The following is a 20286-nucleotide window of genomic DNA, read 5'->3' on the forward strand; positions in this document are numbered from 1 at the left end:
CGGATTCGATATCAATAAACTGCATCACAAGATCATGGCCGGCCGAACAGGAACTCATCTTTTTGAGCTAAAGAAAACGGCATAATTTTTGATCCTTAAAAATCAAACTCCTGTATCTGATCCGAAGATATCTTCGGACTATTAAGTCACTCTAAAAATATGAGATATGAGCAGAAAGCAGATATAAGTACCGATTTTTAGGCCTGAAAAAGGGCCATCGCCCAGATGATTTAATCATCTAATGCGACAGCCCCTTAGCATTCAAAACAAAACAGTTTGTTTGATGAGGTTAATTATGAATACAGAATACAAGGATAGAAATCTGATAACCATATTTACCAAGGGAGATATTTTTTCGAAGCTTTCTTATATCATCTGTGGAGCAGCTAATATCCGATATGGACAGATAATAAAGGGACTTTTGTTTTTCTTACTTGAAATCTCTTACATAGTTTTTATGGTAGTTAAGGGCGGTGGTCTTATCCATGACCTTACAACTCTGGGTGACAACGTTCAGGGAATGGCTTTTAATGAAACACTCGGAATTTATGAGATGCAACAGGGCGATAATTCAATGCTTATTTTGTTATACGGTGTTGTTGCAATAGTAATAACGATTGCTTTTATATCTATCTGGCTTTTCTCAATCTTTTCAGGAGAGAATGCAAGAAAAAGATATGCTACCGGCCATCACGTTAACAATTTCTTTGAAGACGTGAAGAGCCTTACAAATGAGAATGTTCGTTTCCTACTTCTTTCAGTACCTGTTGTAGGACTTTCAATATTTACAGTAATGCCTCTTATCTACATGATACTTATGGCATTCACAAACTACGATTCAGAGCATCAGCCGCCCGGAAACCTTTTTGACTGGGTTGGTATGACAAACTTTACAACACTTCTTGCTACAGGAGACAGACTTAAATCAACATTCTGGCCTGTGCTTGGATGGACACTTGTTTGGGGATTTTTTGCTACCTTTACCTGCTATTTTGGCGGAATGATCCTTGCAATGATCATCAATTCAAAGGGAATCAAAGGAAAGAAATTCTGGAGAACAATATTTGTTTTCACAATGGCTATTCCTGCATTTATTTCCCTTCGTGTAGTTGCTACCATGCTTGGAGAAAGAGGAATATTCAATGTTCTTCTTCAGCAGTGGGGATTTGTTGAAAAAGCGCTTCCGTTCTTATCAAATGCAACCTGGGCGAGAGTTTCGGTTATTGTCGTTAACTTCTGGATAGGTGTACCTGTAACCATGCTTATGGTCAGCGGAATACTTATGAATATCCCGGGCGAATTATATGAAAGTGCAAAAATCGATGGTGCCGGACCATTTACCACATTTAGAAAGATCACTTTCCCTTACATGTGGTTTGTAACAACACCATATTTGATTTCAAACCTGATCAGTAACTTTAACAACTTTAATACGATCTACTTCCTGACAGCAGGTGAGCCTCATACTCTTGATTATTACAAGGGAGCAGGAAAGACAGATCTGCTTGTAACATGGCTTTACAAATTAACAAAGGACAGCAATGACTATAACCTTGCAGCAACAATAGGTATTCTCATATTTATTCTGTCCGCAACATTTACACTTATATCATTTTCCAGATCTAATGCTATGAAGAATGAGGAGGGATTCCAGTAATGAAAAAAATAGTTATAGGACTGAATCTTACATATTACTTTAGAGCATTATGCGGCATAATCGTAGGCTTTATAAGTCTTTTCCTTCCTTTCATATCAAAGGACGGCAACAGAAGATCTCTCATCGGCACAGCCTTTGATCTTGCTTCAGCAACCGAGAAATCTTCAATTACATTCTTTATTTATGTAGTTGTAGCTCTGACTATAGTTTCATTTGCACTTGGTGTTTTCAGTTATGTAAAAACATCAGTAACAGGAATGAAAATCTGGCAGTGCATACAGGCTATAAATACTGCTTTTTGGACTTTTACACTTTTTGCATCAAAGAACATCCTTGAAAAAGCAGGATTACAGAGTGGTTTTTATGTAAAGAACATGGGAATCGGTTTCTGGATCGGCATCATTGCTGCATATTTCACACTGGTTAACATTATGAAGGTTACTCAGACAAACAGAGGTTATATCATCCTTACTATACTTGGTGTTATCTGGATGTTCCCTATTGTCTGGATACTTCTTACCGCACTTCGTGCTGAGCAGGGATACTATGTTGGTTATTTCTTCCCTAAGAAGCTCACACTTCAGAATTTTGTTAATCTTTTCAGTAATGACAGCGTGCTTCCATTCAGAAAATGGTGGCTCAACACCTTCATTGTTTCAATCTGCAGCAGTGTAATTAACACAATGATCATTCTTGCAACAGCGTTTACACTCAGTAGAACAAGATTCAATGGTAGAAAAGGATTTATGAACATACTTATGATTATCGGTATGTTCCCCGGATTCATGTCACTTATTGCTGTTTACAACATTTTGAAGGGACTTGGACTTAACCAGTCAATTGTAGCCCTGATCGTTGTAGGAGCTGCCGGAGCTGCTATGGGTTACCATGTCAGCAAAGGTTTCTTTGACACAATCCCGAAGGCTGTTGATGAAGCGGCAATTATCGATGGCGCTTCCAGACTTCAGATTTTTACACACATCACACTGCCTTTATCAAAATCCATAATCGTATACACAGTGCTTGGTAACTTTCTTGGCGCTTGGTCTGATTATATCTTCCCCAGCATGCTGTTCGGAGATAAGCAGAGCTCATATACGGTTGCAGTAGGTTTGTATTGGCTGACTGACTTTAGAAGAATTGATACATATTATACACAGTTCGCAGCAGGTGCTGTTGTCGTAGCTGTTCCTATCGTGATCCTTTTCGTATGGCTTCAGAGATTTTACGTTGAAGGACTTTCAGGATCCGTTAAGGGTTAAGTACTACTACTATAAGGGGCAAATTTATTTGCCCCTTATATCATAGGTTTATTTAAGAGGATTAATATGAAAAACTGGCTTGAAAGTGTATACAGTGACGGAACCCGTGGATTTGTGAGTAATCCAAATCCTGAACTTGGAGATAAGGTTAACGTCAGATTAAGAGTATTAGAAGGTGCTCCTGTAGTTGATGTCATGATAAGGCAGATGGTAAACGGAGCAGAGAGATATATCCCCATGGATCTTGCATATACTGAGGGTGGATTATCTTATTATGAAGCAGAAATTACTATAAATGAGCCCCGCGTGAGCTATTTATTTGCAATAACAACTAAAGAAAACTTTTATTTTTACAATCAGGAAGGAATTACAACATATGTTCCTGATTATAAGCATGATTTTGTACTTCTATCAGATTATGTGCAGCCTGACTGGGTAAAGGGTGCGGTATTTTATCAGATTTTCCCTGAAAGATTCTGCAACGGAGATAAGACAAATGATGTGGAGTCGGGAGAGTACGAGTATCAGGGAAGAAAGCCCATTAAGGTTGATGATTGGAATAGCGATCCTATCCCAGGTGAAATAAGTGCCGGTATGGATTTCTTTGGCGGAGATCTTACAGGAATAATTGATAAGATTCCTTACCTTAAGGATCTTGGAATCTCTGCGGTTTACCTTAATCCCATTTTTTCAGCCTACTCAAGTCATAAATATGACTGCATTGATTATTTCCATGTGGACGAGCATTTTGGTGGAGATGAGGCTCTGGCTAAGCTGTCAGAAGCTTTGCATGAAAACGGCATAAAGCTGGTTCTTGATATCTCCATAAATCACACCGGAATAGAGCATAACTGGGTACATGAAGGAAAACCCTACTATTTTAGGAAGGAAGACGGTTCACTCATGGGCTGGGCAGGATTTTCAACGCTTCCGGTTCTTGATTACAGAAATGAAGAGCTTAGAAATGTCATTTACCGTGACGAGAATTCTGTATTGAAAAAATGGCTTAAGCCTCCATATAATATTGACGGTTGGCGCTTTGATGTGGCTGATGTTCTTGCGCGAAATGATGATGTTCAGCTGGCTGCTGAAGTGTGGAGAGAGGTTTGTGATTCTATAAGAGAGGTCAAAAAAGATGCCATAATAATCGGCGAGCATTGGGCAGATTGTTCCGAGTATCTTCAGGGTAATCTTTGGAATACTCCGATGAATTACTTCGGATATGGCCGTATTGTAAGACAGTTTGCGGGATTGCCGGATCTTTTCCTTATGAGAACAGAGGCTTTCAACAAGGTTAAATACGATATGACCGCTGAGGATGTGGTTAAGAGAACAGATTCACACTATAGCGTGTTGCCCCAGGTTATTGCAGATTGTCAGATGAATCTTTTTGACAGTCATGATGTACCAAGGGTTCACAACCACGACAACATAACTTTTGATAAGTGGAAGAGCGTTGCTTTGTCGCAGCTTCTCTGGACAGGAATTCCCTGCATTTACTATGGGGATGAGCTTGCAATTGAAGGTTATACTGAGCACGACGCAGGCTTCAGATATCCGATGCCCTGGAATAAGGAAAATGAAAATAGAGATAAGCACCTTGCTGTCTATAAAAAGATAATATCACTTAGACGAAATAACCCTGCTTTTTCGGAGGGCGGACGAAAGGTTCTCTATGCAGATGGCAGAATCCTCGCTGTTTCAAGATTCATGGACGGTGAGAAATATGTAGGCATCATATCAATGGAAGAGAATGAGCGTGAAATAGAGCTCCCTCTTTGGATTATCGGTGCTAAGGCTCTTGCTGATGTAACAGATGAGTTTGGAGAGAATATAGATGCAAAAGAAAAGGATGGAAACCTTGTTGTGAAGGTTCCCGGATGTGCATCATATCTATTCAGGGTATAAAAATTCGCATAAGCAAAATAGATGGAAAACAGGAGAATGGGAATGATTATTGGAGAAAAATATCGAATTAGCATTATGACAGACAGGCTAATAAGACTGGAATACGCAGAAAACGGGGTTTTCGAGGATAGATTATCTAAGACTGTGGTAAACAGAAATTTTCCCGAAGTTCGCTACAGTGAGAAAAAGACAGAGACCGGAATAGAAATAGAGACAGATAGCCTCATAATTAGATATGATGAGCAGCCATTTTCCACTGATGGACTTAGCATAGAGCTTAAAGATTCAGGAAATGTATGGCATTACAGCATCACATACGGTAACTCTGATAAAAACCTGTTCGGAACTGCAAGAACTCTTGATGGATGTGACGGTGGACTGTGGCTTGAGGAAGGAATTTTTGGAAGAAGAGGCTTTGCTGTTATGAACGATAGTGCAAGCCCTGTCGTAGTTTCTTCCGGTGATGGAACACCGGGCAGCTATGAGTATGCATATAGAGAAACAGAAGGAATAGATATCTATTTCTTTGGCTATGGCAAAGATTTCTTTGGCGGACTTAAAGCATTTTATTCTCTTTGCGGAAAAACACCTCTGATTCCAAGATATGCTCTTGGTAACTGGTGGAGCAGATACTTCAGATATACTGAGGAGTCCTATAAAGAGGTAGTAGATAAGTTCGAAGAACTTGAGATACCGCTTTCTGTTGCAGTAATAGATATGGACTGGCATGTGACTGATGTTGATCCCAAGTATGGAACAGGCTGGACAGGATATTCCTGGAATAAAGAGCTTTTCCCTGATCCTGCAAGATTCCTCTCAATGCTTCATGAACGCGGACTTGCCACAACATTAAATCTTCATCCTGCTGATGGTATAAGAGCCTTTGAGGATATGTACGAAGAAATGGCAAAGCAGCTTGGAGTTGATCCTTCCTCTGAGAGACCTCTGGAATTTGATTTTTCAGATCCTGAATACAGAAAAGCTTATTTTGATGTGGTGATGCATCCTTATGAAAAGGAAGGCGTTGATTTCTGGTGGATTGACTGGCAACAGGGAACTGGTAAAGGCGCTGATAGCGTTGATCCGCTTTTCCTCTTAAATCATTATCACTATCATGATCAGGAAGGCAGAAACAGAAGACCCATGATCTTTTCAAGATATGCGGGCCCCGGAAGCCACAGATATCCTGTTGGATTCTCCGGAGATACTGTTATGACATGGAAGAGTCTTAATTTCCAGCCATATTTCACCAGCACTGCCAGCAACATTGGTTATGGCTTCTGGAGCCATGATATCGGTGGACATATGATGGGAGATAAGGATAATGAGAGACTTATCAGATGGATACAGTATGGTGTATTTTCTCCTGTAATGCGCCTTCACAGTAGCAGCAGTCCATTCCTTAATAAGGAGCCATGGGTAATAGAAGAGCCTTATCACAGCATCATGGGAAATTACATGAGACTAAGGCACAGACTTCTTCCATATCTGTACACTGAAAGTTACAGAGCTTATGATGAGGACAGACCGCTGATAAGACCTATGTATTACTTGCTCCCTGAGGATGAAAGAGCTTACAAGGTCCCCACAGAATACGGTTTTGGTGAGAAGCTCATTGTAGGTGCGATTACCAGTCCTATCGACAAATTCTTGCAGATGTCAGCAGTAAATATGCTTTTACCTGAGGGCAGATGGTATGACATTTTCTCAGGAAGAATCTATAAGGGCGGCAAAATGAGAAAGCTCTACAGAAGACTTACAGATATCCCGGTTCTTATAGGCGAGGGCGGTATAGTTCCCATGTCCCTTGAAGATAAGAAGAACGGTGTCGAGAATCCCGCATCATTAAGACTTTGCATCGGCGCAGGCAAAAACGGATCCTATACAATGTATGAGGATGACGGCATAAGCATGGAGTACAAAGATGGTAAATTCGTTAAGACCACATTTGATATGACATGTTCAGAGAATTCTGAAGGAAAAGATATTTCTGTAAGAATATCCCCTGCTGAAGGAGAACTCTCACTTGTAAAGGATAAGAGAACTTACGAAATATGCCTCTATGGTGTAGAGCCTTGCGAGGATAAAGTGACAGTTTGCACCGGCTCCAATGAGGACATTAGCAGTAATGCAAAATATGATTCTGCTAAGAAGATACTTACTGTCTATGTAGGTGAAGTTGAGACCAAAGAAGGTGCTGGGGTAACAATATCCGGCATTAAACTTTCATCAAATGACCATAAAAAGCAGGTATTTGATATAGTTGAATTTGCCTGGATAGAGATCATTACTAAGGATAAGATAAACGATGCCCTTAACAGATACGATGACGAGGGCTTCCTTACCTGGCTTAATGAAGCTGACATCTCAGAAACTCTTAAGGATGCAATAAGAGAAATATATTAATTTTTATCAGAGCGTAGGAATGATGTTTCCTACGCTCGTTTTATTTTTAGCTGAAAAAAGGCTCATTCTGTGGAGAGAGAAAGCAAAGGGCCAATCCTTGGCTTGCCGAAAAACGCAGAAATTGCTTATTATAGTTGTAAATAGCTTTATTACAAGAATATATTTCTGACGAATGGAAGGGGGGCTGGAATGAAAAACAGATTTATGAAGAAAATGGTGTCTATTATTGTAGGAATGTCACTGGCAACATCGCTTCTTGGCTGTGATACAGCTTCTAAAGATTCACCTGAAGATATTGAAAGAGCTAAATCCATAGCTCTTATGGGATACGAGCATGCTAAAGGCAGTTCCAGTATGGCAGGTGATTGTCATTTTGAGATGCTTATGAAGGATAAAGAGGGAATATGGACTATCACAACCTATGAAAGAGATAGTTATGAGGAACCGGTCATCGCTACTACCTACTCGGTGCGTGCTGCAAAGCTTATCGAATTTGATGCTTTCATAAAAGAAAGTGGCGTTTTGGAATTGGCAGAGAGGGAAGACAGCAATGATTTCATTACAGATTACTCACCATGGTATTACACAATCAGAATAGATGATCAGACCACAGGAGATAGCAACTCTGCGAGGTATAACATTGAAGAGTATAAAGAGTATTCTGATGAGGATTATGACTTGCTAAAGGAGTTGGATGAGAAGTTTTCTGACCTATACGGTAAGAAGATTTCTGAGAAAAAAGAGGAGAGATAATGATATAATACATCTATTCAAAGAACAAAATTAAATGTACTCAGTCTGGCAGCACAATTTAGGCAGACAATCAGCACATATGACTAAAACGGGGTGAAACCGAAATGGAAATAGACTTAAAAAAACTTGAAGAGAAATACTCAAAGAATAAGCCAACTTTTTCGCTTAAAGAGTTATTACTATGCATAGCTCTAGTCGTGGCAGGATGTGTTGTTTTTTTGGCTATGCCTGATGAAATGGGTATTATAGGTTGGATATTGTTTACTATAGGTGCGTTTCTGAATGTAGTCGGAATATTTAGGCTGGCTGCAATGGTTCCGGAGCAGAAAAGTGAGCGGGAGAGGAAAGTAGCCACGCTGATATCAGTGGTTGTTGCAGCTTTGGCACAGTTTCTTGGATTGCTGTATCTGTACAACAGCGATGGAACAGGAAAAAGCATTGCTATTGCTACTCTTTCTTTATGTATCAGTCTTGGGCTGATAATATATGCGGTTGATTTTGACGATTCGAAAATGAAACCAAAGATAAAAATTATATGCAAAATTATTACTGTTTTGCTTATTGCAATAATCATATTTCTTATTATCAGAGATGATTTCTCTGATTCCAGTGTTTACGTAGGAACAATATTGCTAATAGAAGCAATAATTACCGGCAAAACAGGATTTAAATCCAAAAACTAAGGCAAGTGTAAGAAGGAGACAGCGATGCCGGTATACAGACTTGATGATAATATTATAGCCTTTCCTGACCCTACTCTTGCAAATGATGATGGGCTTCTTGCAGTCGGAGGTGATCTCAGTGCAGATCGCCTTCTTTTGGCATACAGCAACGGCATTTTTCCATGGTACGAAGAGGGAGAACCGCTTATGTGGTGGTGCCCAAAAGATAGGTTTATCATAAAGCCTTCAGAAATCCATGTATCACATTCTATGAAAAAGTTCATCAGAAAGCATCATATCAGTTTCATGCTTAATAGGGATTTTTCTGATACAATGCACAGATGCAGGATTAAAAGAGAGCATAAGCAAGGGACCTGGATAACAGATGATATGGAAAGGGCATACAAGAGACTATACGATAAGGGCTTTGCTATCAGTCTTGATGCCTATATAGAGGATAAACTAGCCGGTGGACTGTATGGGGTAAGTATTGGAAGATGCTTTTTTGGAGAAAGTATGTATACTGAGATTGAAAATGGATCGAAACTTGCGCTTATTGCTCTTTCACATATTCTTGAGAAGAATGGATATGTTATGATAGATTGCCAATTTCATACAGACCATTTGGAAAGTATGGGAGGAGTATCCATCTCGTATGGGGAATATATGGATATCATCAGAGAAGGCACAAAATTTAATGACTAAACAGGTGCATTCCATGTGTACCAAGAGGATGAGAAAAGTAAATGAACAGCTACAAAATAATGATTGTTGAGGATGACATAAATATCGGGGATATGCTTCAGGAGGCTCTTGAGGCTGAAGAATACATAGTGAGCAGGGCTTATTCAGGAACAGAAGCGATTATGCTCCTGGAGAGGGAAAAGCCGGACCTCGTTCTTCTTGATCTGATGCTTCCGGGGATGACAGGAGACGAACTCATAACCAGATTGAATGGCATTTTGACTATTGTTATGAGTGCCAAATCTGATCTTGAAAGTAAAATAGAGCTTTTGCATAAAGGTGCAAGCGACTATATAACCAAACCTTTTGCGATAGCAGAGCTTCTTGCCAGAGTTGAAGCCCAGCTCAGGCTGGCCAATCCTGTTGGTGCTACAAGGCAGAGCTCTACGGATGCGAACATTGTCACAGCCGGAAATATAAAATTGGATTCAAGTCTTGGTATCGTTACAATCGGAGATAAGGAAACGAATCTCACGAGGACAGAGGCTGCGATATTGAATATACTTATGCTTAATCCAAACAGACCAATTGGGAGAAGTACCATTCTGGACAGAATAAGCGAAGACACTCCGGATTGTACGGAGCGCTCATTGAAGCAGCATATCAGTAACGTCAGAAAGAAGCTTTCACAGCTTGATAACATTGATCATATAGAAGCAATTTACGGAATAGGATTTCAGTTTAATGAATCTTGACCAAATCTTGACGTTCTTTATACCACTTTCTTGACCGGAAGGTGGTATTTTTAATTTCGCAGGGGATTTATATGACTTCTTGTGGGCAAAAGCGGAAAATGCCCACAAGAATCCTTCCTTTGGCAGGACACGCCCCTCGCTTCGCGAGGACCTGGTCCAATACAATTATTGTTTTTCTGAGGAAAAACAATAATCTATGATATTAAAAATGCTCCGCTTTGGATGCGCATGATAATTATAGAATGGAAAGGGAGAAAACAATGGAATACGTTTTTAAAGCAAATAATATCAGTAAAAGATATGGAAAGTTTACAGCGCTTTCTCAGGTAAACATGGAAATCCCTAAGGGTGCAATATATGGTTTCGTCGGAAAAAACGGCGCAGGTAAGACAACTCTTATAAGAATAATGTGCGGACTTCAGAAGCAGACAGAAGGTTTTTATGAGCTTATGGGAAAATCCGGTGATGATAAGGACATCGTAAAGGCAAGACGCAGAATGGGAGCTGTTGTAGAATCACCTGCAATCTATAAGGATATGACGGCAAGAGATAACCTAATTCAGCAGTGCCTCATGCTTGGTCTTCCGGATTTTGACTGCGTAGATGAGATACTTGAGCTTGTGGGCCTTGCTGATACAGGAAAAAAGAAGGCAAGAAACTTTTCACTTGGAATGCGCCAGAGGCTTGGAATCGGAGTTGCCCTTTGCGGAAGTCCTGATTTTATTATTCTGGATGAACCCATAAACGGTCTTGACCCTCAGGGAATCATCGAAGTGAGAGAACTTATCCTAAAGCTGAATAAAGAAAGAGGAATCACCTTCCTTATTTCAAGCCACATTCTTGATGAACTTGCGAAGGTTGCTACAAATTACGGCTTTATCGATAAGGGACATATTGTACGTCAGATGACAAGCAAGGAGCTTAGAGATGAGTGCCGAAAGGCAGTTCGTATGAAGGTAAGTAATGTTGAACTTCTTACAAAGGTAATGGAGGAAAAAGGTATAGATTATAAGATTCTTGATACCAATACAGCAGATGTCTATGCGGATGTTGTTTTCTCTGATATTGCTAAGGATTTTGAAAAGGTAGGCTGCTCGATCATAACCATGGAAGAACGTGATGAGAGTCTTGAAGCATTTTATCTTTCTTTATTAGGAGGCAGTGATAATGTTCAGAAATCTGTATGCTGATACGAGAAATGTCCTGTTTAGCCGCGGATTTCATACAGGAATTCTGGCTGTTATAGTCTATCAGCTGTTCTATCTGGTTTGTGTGAGCCTGATTTATTATTTTCTAAAAGACACAGTGGCAGCTGAGGATGTTGCCTTTGTTTTCCCTTCTATGGCTGCATTTCTTGTTACCGCTTCAACTCTTTATCTGACTGACAGAGAATTTTCAGATGGTTGTATCAGGAACAAGCTGATCTCCGGTGTGAAAAGATCAGATGCTTTTTTATCAGCAGTGTGTACAGGAATGATGCAGGGAGCGATATATGCTTTTGTCGCTGCAGCCCTTTCAACAGTTGTTGCAGTGATGTTTACAGGCGGATTTGTTACCTTTTCTGTTAATGAGATTGCAGACTATTGGCTGATTTTAACCCTGGCATGTATGGCAGTTGGTGCATTTTCAACGAGTCTTATCATGATGCTTGGTGGAAGCAAGGCTTCTTACGTTGTGGGACTTGCCATAGCTTTTGCATTAAAAGTATATGACACGTTTATACTTGATAAACTTTATCCGGAAAAAGGGTTCTGTCAGCTCTCCGGCTTCAAGCTTTTGATGTACAGATTTATTGACAGATTCATTCCCTATTCTTATTTTTCAACGGTTCCGCATTATGACATGGGAAGCTACGTTATTGGATGTGCAGGAATGATCCTGATTTCAGTAGTAGCGGGGCTTTTGGTTTTTAACAGAAAACAGATTAAGTGACAATTTGGAGAAATAATATGATCAATTTATATAAAGCTAATATGCAGAGAATATTTAAAAATATACTTTTTATTGGTGGTCTGATTATAGCCTTTATTGCAACTTATGCTTTTACAGCAAATATTCTTCATATGACAGGAAGATTTGAAAAAATGGGTTGCGACGGCAGAATGTTCTTTATCAGCATTGCCATGATGGGCTTTTTTACAATCTTTGTTCCGGTATTTACACATATAGAATATTCGGACGGAGTTATAAGAAATAAGATTATTGCCGGTTATTCCCAGAAGGAAGTCTATTTTAGCCACATGCTCTCTCATTTTTCAGCACTGGGAATAATGATTGTCTGCCACATGATTGCCGGCTTTATCGGTGGTGTAAACATTTCGGGACAACTCCTTTTACGTTATCTTATCCTGTTCCTTGCACTTTGCGGATACATTTCAGTGCTTCTTATCCTGGCTATGAGAATAAAAAGGATGGTTCTTCTTGCAGTATTAACCTTTCTTGTACTGCAGATCTGCTATACAGGTATCATGATCGGGAATGCACTTCTTGCATTCGTATTTAAGGGTACACAAAGATACATTGCTTCACTGATATATAACATTGTGGCATTTGGACAGTGGCTGTCGAGGACATGTATAGCAGATGATTATACAAATCCCGGAACGCTGGCACAGATTTTAATATCATTGGCAGTGATTCTGATTTCAGCACTTATCGGCACACTGGGACTTGGAAAAAGAGACTTACAGTGATTAAAGGGGATATCCATCATGACGAAGTCATGATTTGGAATGGTCCCCGCCGATATTGCAGGATTTTGAACTAATCCTGTCAATACATATCAAGAGGGAGTATAACGTGAAAAAGTATAAGATTATTTTTCTTATAAGTGCAGGAGTACTGGCACTATTTATCGGAAGCCTCGTGGCACTTGGTACTACACAGGCTTTTTCGCCTGAAAAGGATATCGACGAAATCAAAGATGTAGCAGAGAGTTTTTCTGAATTTACTATCCCTAAGAATGTAAAGGTAGTAGGCATCGGAGAAGCAACACATGGCAACCGCGAGTTTCAGAAGATTAAGAGGGATGTTATTGAGAAGGTTGTAAAAGAAGGTGATGGACACAGTATATGTTTTGAAATGGCTGTTGGAGACGGCACCATGATAAACGACGCAGTACATGACCCTGATTCGGATCTGGTGGCAGTAATGGGGAAACAGAGCTATCCACTCTATGATACTGAAGAGATGGTAGAGCTTTTAAAGTGGATGAGGGACTACAACATGACTGTCCCTTATGAAGAATCACTGATGTTTTACGGAGTGGATCCACAGGGAGCACAGACAGCAATCATTTATCTTCAGGAACTCTGCAAAAAAGGTTGTGAACTTCTGACTGAAGCTGAGAAGGAAAAAATCCTTTCAATCAAGACAGAAGAAAAATCTGACTATGCCGGGGAAAGGGAGTTTTTCCAAAAGCTATATGAAAGACTTTCATCAATTGATGATCTGAAACATAAGCAGCTTTCCATGACGGCAAAGGTTGTTTTGCAGAATCTTGATGCTCCTGATTATGATACTGACCGGGAAGCTTTTGGCAAGCATAGAGATCAGTGCATGGCAGAGAATCTTAAGAGCTATTCTGATATTGAGGGAGACAGGGGGTATTCGCAGATTGTTATAACTGCTCACAATGCTCATGCAATGAGGGGAGGCTCAAGCCCTCTTCCCAGTGCAGATTCCGATACAATGGGTGACAGGATAGACAGACTCTTTGATGGGAGCTACTTCTGTATAGGAACTGAGTTTTACAAAGGGGATGTGAATATCCATACGGCAGGAACATATGAGGATAATTATCATAGGGCAGATCATTTTTACTGCAGTAATGACCCTCTTGCATATCAGGCAAAGAATTTTGAAGACGGTACATATTGCCTTGATTTCTCAAAAGTTACGGATGAAAATAGTAAGGTGTACAAGCTTATTCACAGCTATATTTTTAACAGCATCATTGGCGAGGGATATTCCCTTGCAAGTGAACTTGGTAGGTCAGACCGTATTAAGATGGTTCCTGCAGACAGATATGATGCGATTATCTATTACTACGAGGTTACACCTATTGATCCGATAGATTATTGAATTTCCTCTTCTGCCCGCAAAAATCTAAAAATTTCTAAAACATGGAGCATTATATGAAATATCTTCTTATCCTGTGCCTGATAATTATAATTATTCTGGCTTCAAAAATAATAGCGATGAGGATGTCAATTAAGGAACTAAGGAAAGATTATGAAGAGAGGGCAAAGCTACGCAGCAATACTCTTCTCACGGTTTCCAGCAGGGATAAGGAAGTAAGGCTTCTTGCGAAGGCTATGAACAATACTCTTGAAAAGCTCAGAGACTCCTATAACAGATATGAGCTTGGTGACAGGGAGATAAAATCTGTAATAACCAATATTTCCCACGATCTCAGAACGCCTCTTACAGCAATAAGCGGCTATCTGGAGCTTGCAGAGCGCAAAGAAAAAAGTCCTGAACTTGAAAAGTACCTGGATGTCATTAAGGGCAGAACGGAACATATGAAAAAGCTTACCGAGGAGCTTTTCGAATATTCCATAATAACAGGTGGAGAGATAAACGAGGAAAAGCAGGATGTAAACGTAAACAAGGTGCTGGAGGATTGCATCATGAATTATTATCCTGCCCTTAAGAAGCGAGGCATTACGCCAATCATTGAAATCACAGATGAAAAGATAATAAGAAATCTGTATCCTACATATGTTGAGAGGATAATGAACAATCTTATTAGCAATGCCATTAAATATAGTGATGGCGATTTTGATATTACACTTACTGATGATGGCAGGCTCAGAGTGGCCAATACATCAGAAGAACTTTCAACAGTTGATGTAAATAAACTCTTTGACAGGTTCTTTACAGTACAAAATGCAAGAAAGAATTCGACAGGTCTTGGACTGTCCATTGTAAAGATATTTGCTGAAAGAATGGATTGCTCTGTTGATGCATCCTATACAGATGGCAAGATAATTATTGAAATTGGATTTTAATAAGTTTCGGGGGACGGAGATTTTTATAACTGTATTTACTATTTTTCTTTTGTCATCACTGGTAACCATGATAGAGGAGGCATACAGGCTTGCCTTTTTTTAGATGATACGTTAACATATATCCATTGAATTTAATAACTGTTAATTCATCGGAGGGTGAGTTGTTCTTGAAACGACAAGCTGGATAAGATGACTGGTTGAAATGCCGGTTTCTTATCCGGCTTTTTTTGGAGGTAATGAACGTGACTAATCAGAAAAATTTTACAGAAGGAAAAATACTTGTACCGCTTCTTAAGTTTGCAGTGCCTGTACTATTGGCACTGTTTTTACAGTCACTTTATGGTGCTGTAGATCTTATGATTGTAGGTAAATTTGCTGATCCTGCCGACGTGTCAGGAGTATCGACCGGTTCTCAGATAATGATGACACTGACCAATCTTGTTAGCTCCTTATCTATGGGTATGACTGTGTTCCTGGGTCAGAAAATAGGTGAAAGAAAAGCTTCTGAGGGTGGAAAGATTGTAGCTAACGGAATAATGCTGTTTTTGTCTATAGGTCTTTTCCTTACGCTGTTCATATCACTGTTTGCGGGAAATCTCGCCAGCATAATGAATGCGCCGGAGGAGGCTTATGATCTTACAGTTTCATATATAAGGATATGCGGAGCAGGTAAGTATGACAGAGCTTTCAAAGGCCTAAGATATGCTATCGGAGTGTCATTTATATTTGCTGTATTTATGTTTTACAGCGCTTTTTATCACGGTGATATTTTGTCCGGGATATTTGCAAAAGATACAGAGGTCGTTGCAGCTTCCTGGGATTACCTTAAAGCCTATGCCATTGACTGCCTGTTTACATGCTTCCTTTTCTGCTTTATAGGATTTTTTAACGGAATGGAATATACTAGATTTGTCATGCTACAGGGAATTGTGGGAGCTTTTCTTGTGAGAATTCCGGTGTCATATATCATGAGTAAGCAGCAACCTGTATCGCTTTTTCATATAGGACTGGCAACACCATGCTCGACAATTACTCAGATTATTATGTGCTTTATCTGTCTGTTTGTCGTTAAAAGGAAGCTAAGTGGAATAAACACCGCCAAATAAAAAGGCAGCCAATTACAGTAGGAGTCTGAATTTATGGCTATATTGGACAGAAAAATAAAATATTTCATCTGCGTTGTGGAAAGCGGATCTTTTTCTGCTGCTGCTAAAGAGCTATACCTTTCACAGGCCAATCTTTCTAAGCAGATATCTTCTTTGGAGGCTGAGCTGGGCGTAAAACTTTTTGATAGAACAGGTTACAAGCCAAAGCTTACTGAGGCAGGCAGAATTCTTTATGACCGGGTTATTTCACTTCCTCAGATTGAAAGTGATATCTTATCAGATCTTATGAGCTATCGCCAAAGCGTGGTATCCGTGGGATTTACCGGAGTATCTGAAAACAGGGAGCTTGTGGAAGCAATAAAAATGTTCCAATATAAATATCCGGATATATCAATCAACCTTACACGGTATGATTTTTCCGGATCTGTAGATGCCCTTCTACAAAGTAAGATTGATATAAGCTTTGGACTTGAAGCCATATTTAATAAAAGCAGAGAACTCAATTATGACATCCTACATGGATATACCATATGTTTTCTCTGTAATAAAGAACATTCGTTAGCGAAACATCCTTATGTAACAGTAGAGGATATAAAAAAGGAACCTATTGTTATTCTCTCAAAAAAATACAATGAGGATTACTATAATGACTTCATGGAAGCCTGTAAGAAGGACGGATATAAACCTAACGTTAAAAAGAAGGTCGATTCTCTTGACGAACTTATCATGTCTGTAGTTCTTGGTGACGGAGCAGCCCTCTATGGTGATGATATACAGGAAAAGAGTATAAAGGCAGTTCCTATACTGGATACAGCCCACTCGCCTAACTATGTTGCTGCATATAAAAAAGAATCCATATCAGCTGCAGCCGGTGCCTTCCTAAGTTTTATAAAAGACTATTTCGAGACTCTATAACTATAAGTTATGGAGTCTCTTTGCTTTTTGGCGAGTATTTTCCTAAGAAATGTCTCTGTATAATGGTATCAGTTAAGTTGATAAATATTTATCACATGGCAAAAAAAGTTATATATGGAGGTTTCTATGAACAATTCAGCTATCTTTTCACCCTTTCAGATTGGCAAAATGACTGTCAAAAACCGTATAGAGTGTGCGCCTTACGGCAATGCACTTTTTAGAATGGATGGTGCTGCAGACAATAAACAGATGATGCATTTCAGGAATCTGGTTGCAGGCGGCGTAGGCATGGTCACTATCGGATCTGCCAACTGTAACCTGGAATATGGCCCGGCTCCTGTGCCATATATGCATAACCCTTTTCTGCTTAGCAGTTATAAAAATATGGTAGAGCTTGCTCATCAGTATGATGTAAAAATAGGCTGGGAACTGATAGGAGCAAAGGAGATGTTTATCCCTGCAGAGGTTCTGGTAAACACCTATACTATAGAAGATATTCACAATTATCAGAAAGGAATAATCGAGGGTGCAGTAAACGCACTAAGTATAGGTTCTGATTACATAATGATCCATGGCGGACATGGTGTGGTTGCAGCTGCGTTTTACAGGGAATCAACCAATAAGAGAACCGATGAATACGGCGGAAGCTTTGAGAACAGAACCAGAATTATCAGAGAAATACTTAAGGGCATCAGGGAAAAAGTCGGTGACAGGCTTGCCATCGAATACCGAATCTCCGGTGAGGAAATGCAGGAAGGCGGACTATCCGTTGATGATCAGATCAAATTTGCAAAGAGCATTGAAGAATATGTTGATATATTCAATATATCCAGAGGAGTGCTTGAAAACACAGAAGATCTTCCCTTTGTATTTCCAACAGTCTATGACAAAAGAAAAATAAATGTAGACAATGCTGCTAAATTCAAGGCTGAGCTCTCTACTCCAATAAGTGTGGTTGGTGGTAATAACATGTTTGTGGCAAATGAGATAATCGAATCCGGTTCTGCAGACATGGTGGCTCTTGTGAGACCTTTAATAGCAGATCCTGCCTGTGTAGATAAATTCAGATGTGGGAAAGAAGATGAAATAAGACCCTGCATCAGATGTAACAATTGTATAAACCAGACACATGGGAAACTCCATGATCTTAGGTGCACTGTAAATCCCCTCATTGGAAGAGAGGAATACTTTGGCAGAATAGATAAAAAGGTTGATACTAAAAAAGTGCTGATCGTTGGTGGAGGCCCTGCAGGAATGGAAGCTGCAAGGACTGCTTCCATGAGAGGACATTCAGTTATACTCTGTGAAAAAAGTGATGTACTTGGAGGAAACTTTATAAGAGCTGCAAAGGCTGATTTCAAGGAAGATTTAAAGAAATATCTGGAATGGTCTATAAGAACCATCTCTTCTGATAAGAACATTGATATTAGGATGAATACAGAAGTTACTGAGGAGCTCATAAGAAAAGAAAATCCAGATGTACTAATAATCGCTGTTGGAAGTAATCCGATAATCCCTGATTTCACAGCTACCGGAACAGAAAAGGTACAGTGGGTAGGAGATGCGACCAACGATTCAATAGGCGAGAATGTTGTTATTGCAGGAGGTGGTTTCACAGGACTTGAAGCAGCATTTGAGTATTCCATGCATGGAAAAAAAGTAACTGTAGTTGATATGATTCCGGAATCAATGCTTGGAAACGGTGCTTCTCTTATGAATAGTACTTCGCTTATGCAGAAGCTTGGTTCATATGGAGTTAAATTCATCTGTGAGAGTAAGGTTGAAGACGTGACCTCTGAGGGGATGATTATTTCCAATGCATCCGGTAAAGAAGTAATTCCTTGTGATAATGTTGTTCTTTCATTTGGTCAAAAGAAGAATACTGCTGTTGTTGAAGCACTTAAAAATATAGTCTGTGACACACGTATTATCGGTGACTGTTCTAATGTAGGCGGTACTTTGTGGCAGTCTGTACGTTCAGGTTTTGAGATGGCATTTGAAATCTGATGATGCTAATGAGTGTTCCAATATAGCATTAATAGATTTACATATACGATTATAGTGCCGGTTGGGGAGGCGTCTGGAAATCATTTCTTGCCTGTTTTTTCTTTATTACTATGATAAAATCGCTAAAATGAAGGAATAAGAAAGGTGTTTTTTACAAAAGAAGAGATATATCTGAAGACCTTTTGGGATTATATTCGTTATAGATAGTAAAGAACTATTTGGAAAGCGGGGATTATTTATATGGGAAAAAGATTATATAAAAGCAGAGATAAAAAGATTTGTGGAGTATGCGGAGGTTTGGCTGAATATTTTGGAATAGATCCTACAATTGTAAGGCTTATATATCTTTTACTTGTTCTTTTCGGCGGAGTGGGAATTCTACCTTATATTATCGCAGCTATCATTATGGATGATAATCCGGAGGGTGTTGTTTACACTAAAAAGACTGAAGATCCGGTTACCTATGCAAATCCGGAGAAGGATCCTGTTTATGAATCAGATGAGCCTGTAGGCTTTAAGGTTGAAGATGCAGTAAATGATGGAAAAGTAAAAGGATTTGATATCTGACTACAGATGAAACAGTAGTCTTTGGTACATATAAGAGGAAAGCTATTATTTGGGGAAAGCAAGCCGTTATCAATGAGAGGGCTTGCTTTTTTATATAAATAAATCGGACTGGATATGATGGAAGGAAAGTCATAAAAAATAATTGCAAATTGTTTAAATTTGTTGTTGACACTACCCCAGGTGAGTGATATATTAAATATCGCTGCGGCGCACGGCAAACATACGAAATGCCTGCAAGCCCAGTATTTAAGCACTTTGACAATGAAATAGTAATGCAACCCTGAAAATTCCAAAAAGAATATTCAGAGAACAAAACAACCTAACTAAAGGTAAAACGGACAGAACAAAAGCCAAGCTTAAGTTCTGGTCAGAAGACGAACGATCTTAAACAGAGATGTTTGAGAAACATTTAAACGTGAGAGTTCGATCCTGGCTCAGGATGAACGCTGGCGGCGTGCCTAACACATGCAAGTCGAACGGAAGATTATCGCTGATGAAGCTTCGGCAGAATCTTGATGATCTTTAGTGGCGGACGGGTGAGTAACGCGTGGGCAACCTGCCTCGTACTGGGGGATAACAGCTGGAAACGACT

At 39.5% G+C, this 20286-nt stretch carries 17 protein-coding genes and 1 rRNA gene; all 18 read left to right on the forward strand.

Annotated elements, in window-relative coordinates:
- Positions 1–295: 295 nt before the first annotated feature.
- A complete protein-coding gene (locus T501_RS18210; RefSeq protein WP_155994927.1) occupies positions 296–1657 on the forward strand; it encodes a carbohydrate ABC transporter permease in 1362 nt (453 codons plus the stop codon).
- Complete coding sequence (locus T501_RS18215) at positions 1657–2919, forward strand: sugar ABC transporter permease (RefSeq protein WP_081843243.1); 1263 nt, start codon at positions 1657–1659, stop codon at positions 2917–2919. The genes T501_RS18210 and T501_RS18215 overlap by 1 nt, the downstream gene beginning before the upstream one ends.
- A gap of 66 nt (positions 2920–2985) precedes the next feature.
- Entirely contained in the window at positions 2986–4827 is a 1842-nt protein-coding gene (locus T501_RS18220; RefSeq protein WP_050008401.1) for an alpha amylase N-terminal ig-like domain-containing protein, read from the forward strand.
- 75 nt (positions 4828–4902) lie between these two features.
- Positions 4903–7233: a glycoside hydrolase family 31 protein gene (locus T501_RS18225; RefSeq protein ID WP_442856393.1), complete on the forward strand. Its 2331-nt coding sequence runs from the start codon at positions 4903–4905 to the stop codon at positions 7231–7233.
- 189 nt (positions 7234–7422) lie between these two features.
- Entirely contained in the window at positions 7423–7986 is a 564-nt protein-coding gene (locus T501_RS18230) for a hypothetical protein (protein ID WP_044916817.1), read from the forward strand.
- 104 nt (positions 7987–8090) lie between these two features.
- Positions 8091–8669, forward strand: coding sequence for a hypothetical protein (locus T501_RS18235; protein ID WP_044916819.1), 579 nt, complete (start codon positions 8091–8093; stop codon positions 8667–8669).
- Positions 8670–8693: 24 nt separating this feature from the next.
- Positions 8694–9353 carry a leucyl/phenylalanyl-tRNA--protein transferase gene (aat, locus tag T501_RS18240; protein ID WP_044916821.1) on the forward strand — a complete coding sequence of 220 codons (660 nt, stop codon included), beginning with the start codon at positions 8694–8696 and terminating at the stop codon, positions 9351–9353.
- Positions 9354–9394: 41 nt separating this feature from the next.
- Positions 9395–10087, forward strand: a complete 693-nt coding sequence (locus T501_RS18245; RefSeq protein WP_044916822.1) for a response regulator transcription factor — start codon at positions 9395–9397, stop codon at positions 10085–10087.
- Between the two features lie 260 nt (positions 10088–10347).
- Positions 10348–11277, forward strand: coding sequence for an ATP-binding cassette domain-containing protein (locus T501_RS18250; RefSeq protein ID WP_044916824.1), 930 nt, complete (start codon positions 10348–10350; stop codon positions 11275–11277).
- Positions 11255–12019 carry an ABC-2 transporter permease gene (locus tag T501_RS18255; RefSeq protein ID WP_044916826.1) on the forward strand — a complete coding sequence of 255 codons (765 nt, stop codon included), beginning with the start codon at positions 11255–11257 and terminating at the stop codon, positions 12017–12019. The genes T501_RS18250 and T501_RS18255 overlap by 23 nt, the downstream gene beginning before the upstream one ends.
- A 17-nt stretch (positions 12020–12036) precedes the next feature.
- A complete protein-coding gene (locus tag T501_RS18260; RefSeq protein ID WP_044916827.1) occupies positions 12037–12780 on the forward strand; it encodes a hypothetical protein in 744 nt (247 codons plus the stop codon).
- A gap of 106 nt (positions 12781–12886) precedes the next feature.
- Positions 12887–14170, forward strand: a complete 1284-nt coding sequence (locus tag T501_RS18265) for an erythromycin esterase family protein (RefSeq protein ID WP_044916829.1) — start codon at positions 12887–12889, stop codon at positions 14168–14170.
- Between the two features lie 53 nt (positions 14171–14223).
- The gene (locus T501_RS18270; protein WP_081843244.1) at positions 14224–15099 is read left to right on the forward strand and encodes a sensor histidine kinase; all 876 of its coding nucleotides are present in this window, start codon (positions 14224–14226) and stop codon (positions 15097–15099) included.
- A 242-nt stretch (positions 15100–15341) separates the two neighbouring features.
- Positions 15342–16205 carry an MATE family efflux transporter gene (locus T501_RS18275; protein ID WP_044916833.1) on the forward strand — a complete coding sequence of 288 codons (864 nt, stop codon included), beginning with the start codon at positions 15342–15344 and terminating at the stop codon, positions 16203–16205.
- A 33-nt stretch (positions 16206–16238) separates the two neighbouring features.
- On the forward strand, positions 16239–17120 hold the full coding sequence (locus T501_RS18280; RefSeq protein ID WP_044916835.1) for a LysR family transcriptional regulator: 882 nt from the start codon (positions 16239–16241) through the stop codon (positions 17118–17120).
- 126 nt (positions 17121–17246) lie between these two features.
- Complete coding sequence (locus T501_RS18285) at positions 17247–19127, forward strand: oxidoreductase (protein WP_044916836.1); 1881 nt, start codon at positions 17247–17249, stop codon at positions 19125–19127.
- Positions 19128–19367: 240 nt separating this feature from the next.
- Complete coding sequence (locus T501_RS23050; protein ID WP_081675394.1) at positions 19368–19694, forward strand: PspC domain-containing protein; 327 nt, start codon at positions 19368–19370, stop codon at positions 19692–19694.
- A 411-nt stretch (positions 19695–20105) separates the two neighbouring features.
- Positions 20106–20286: ribosomal RNA gene (locus T501_RS18295) — 16S ribosomal RNA — on the forward strand; the annotation flags it as partial.

The sequence above is a fragment of the Butyrivibrio sp. WCE2006 genome, assembly GCF_000701985.1.
In the GTDB taxonomy this organism is placed as follows: Bacteria; Bacillota; Clostridia; order Lachnospirales; family Lachnospiraceae; genus Butyrivibrio.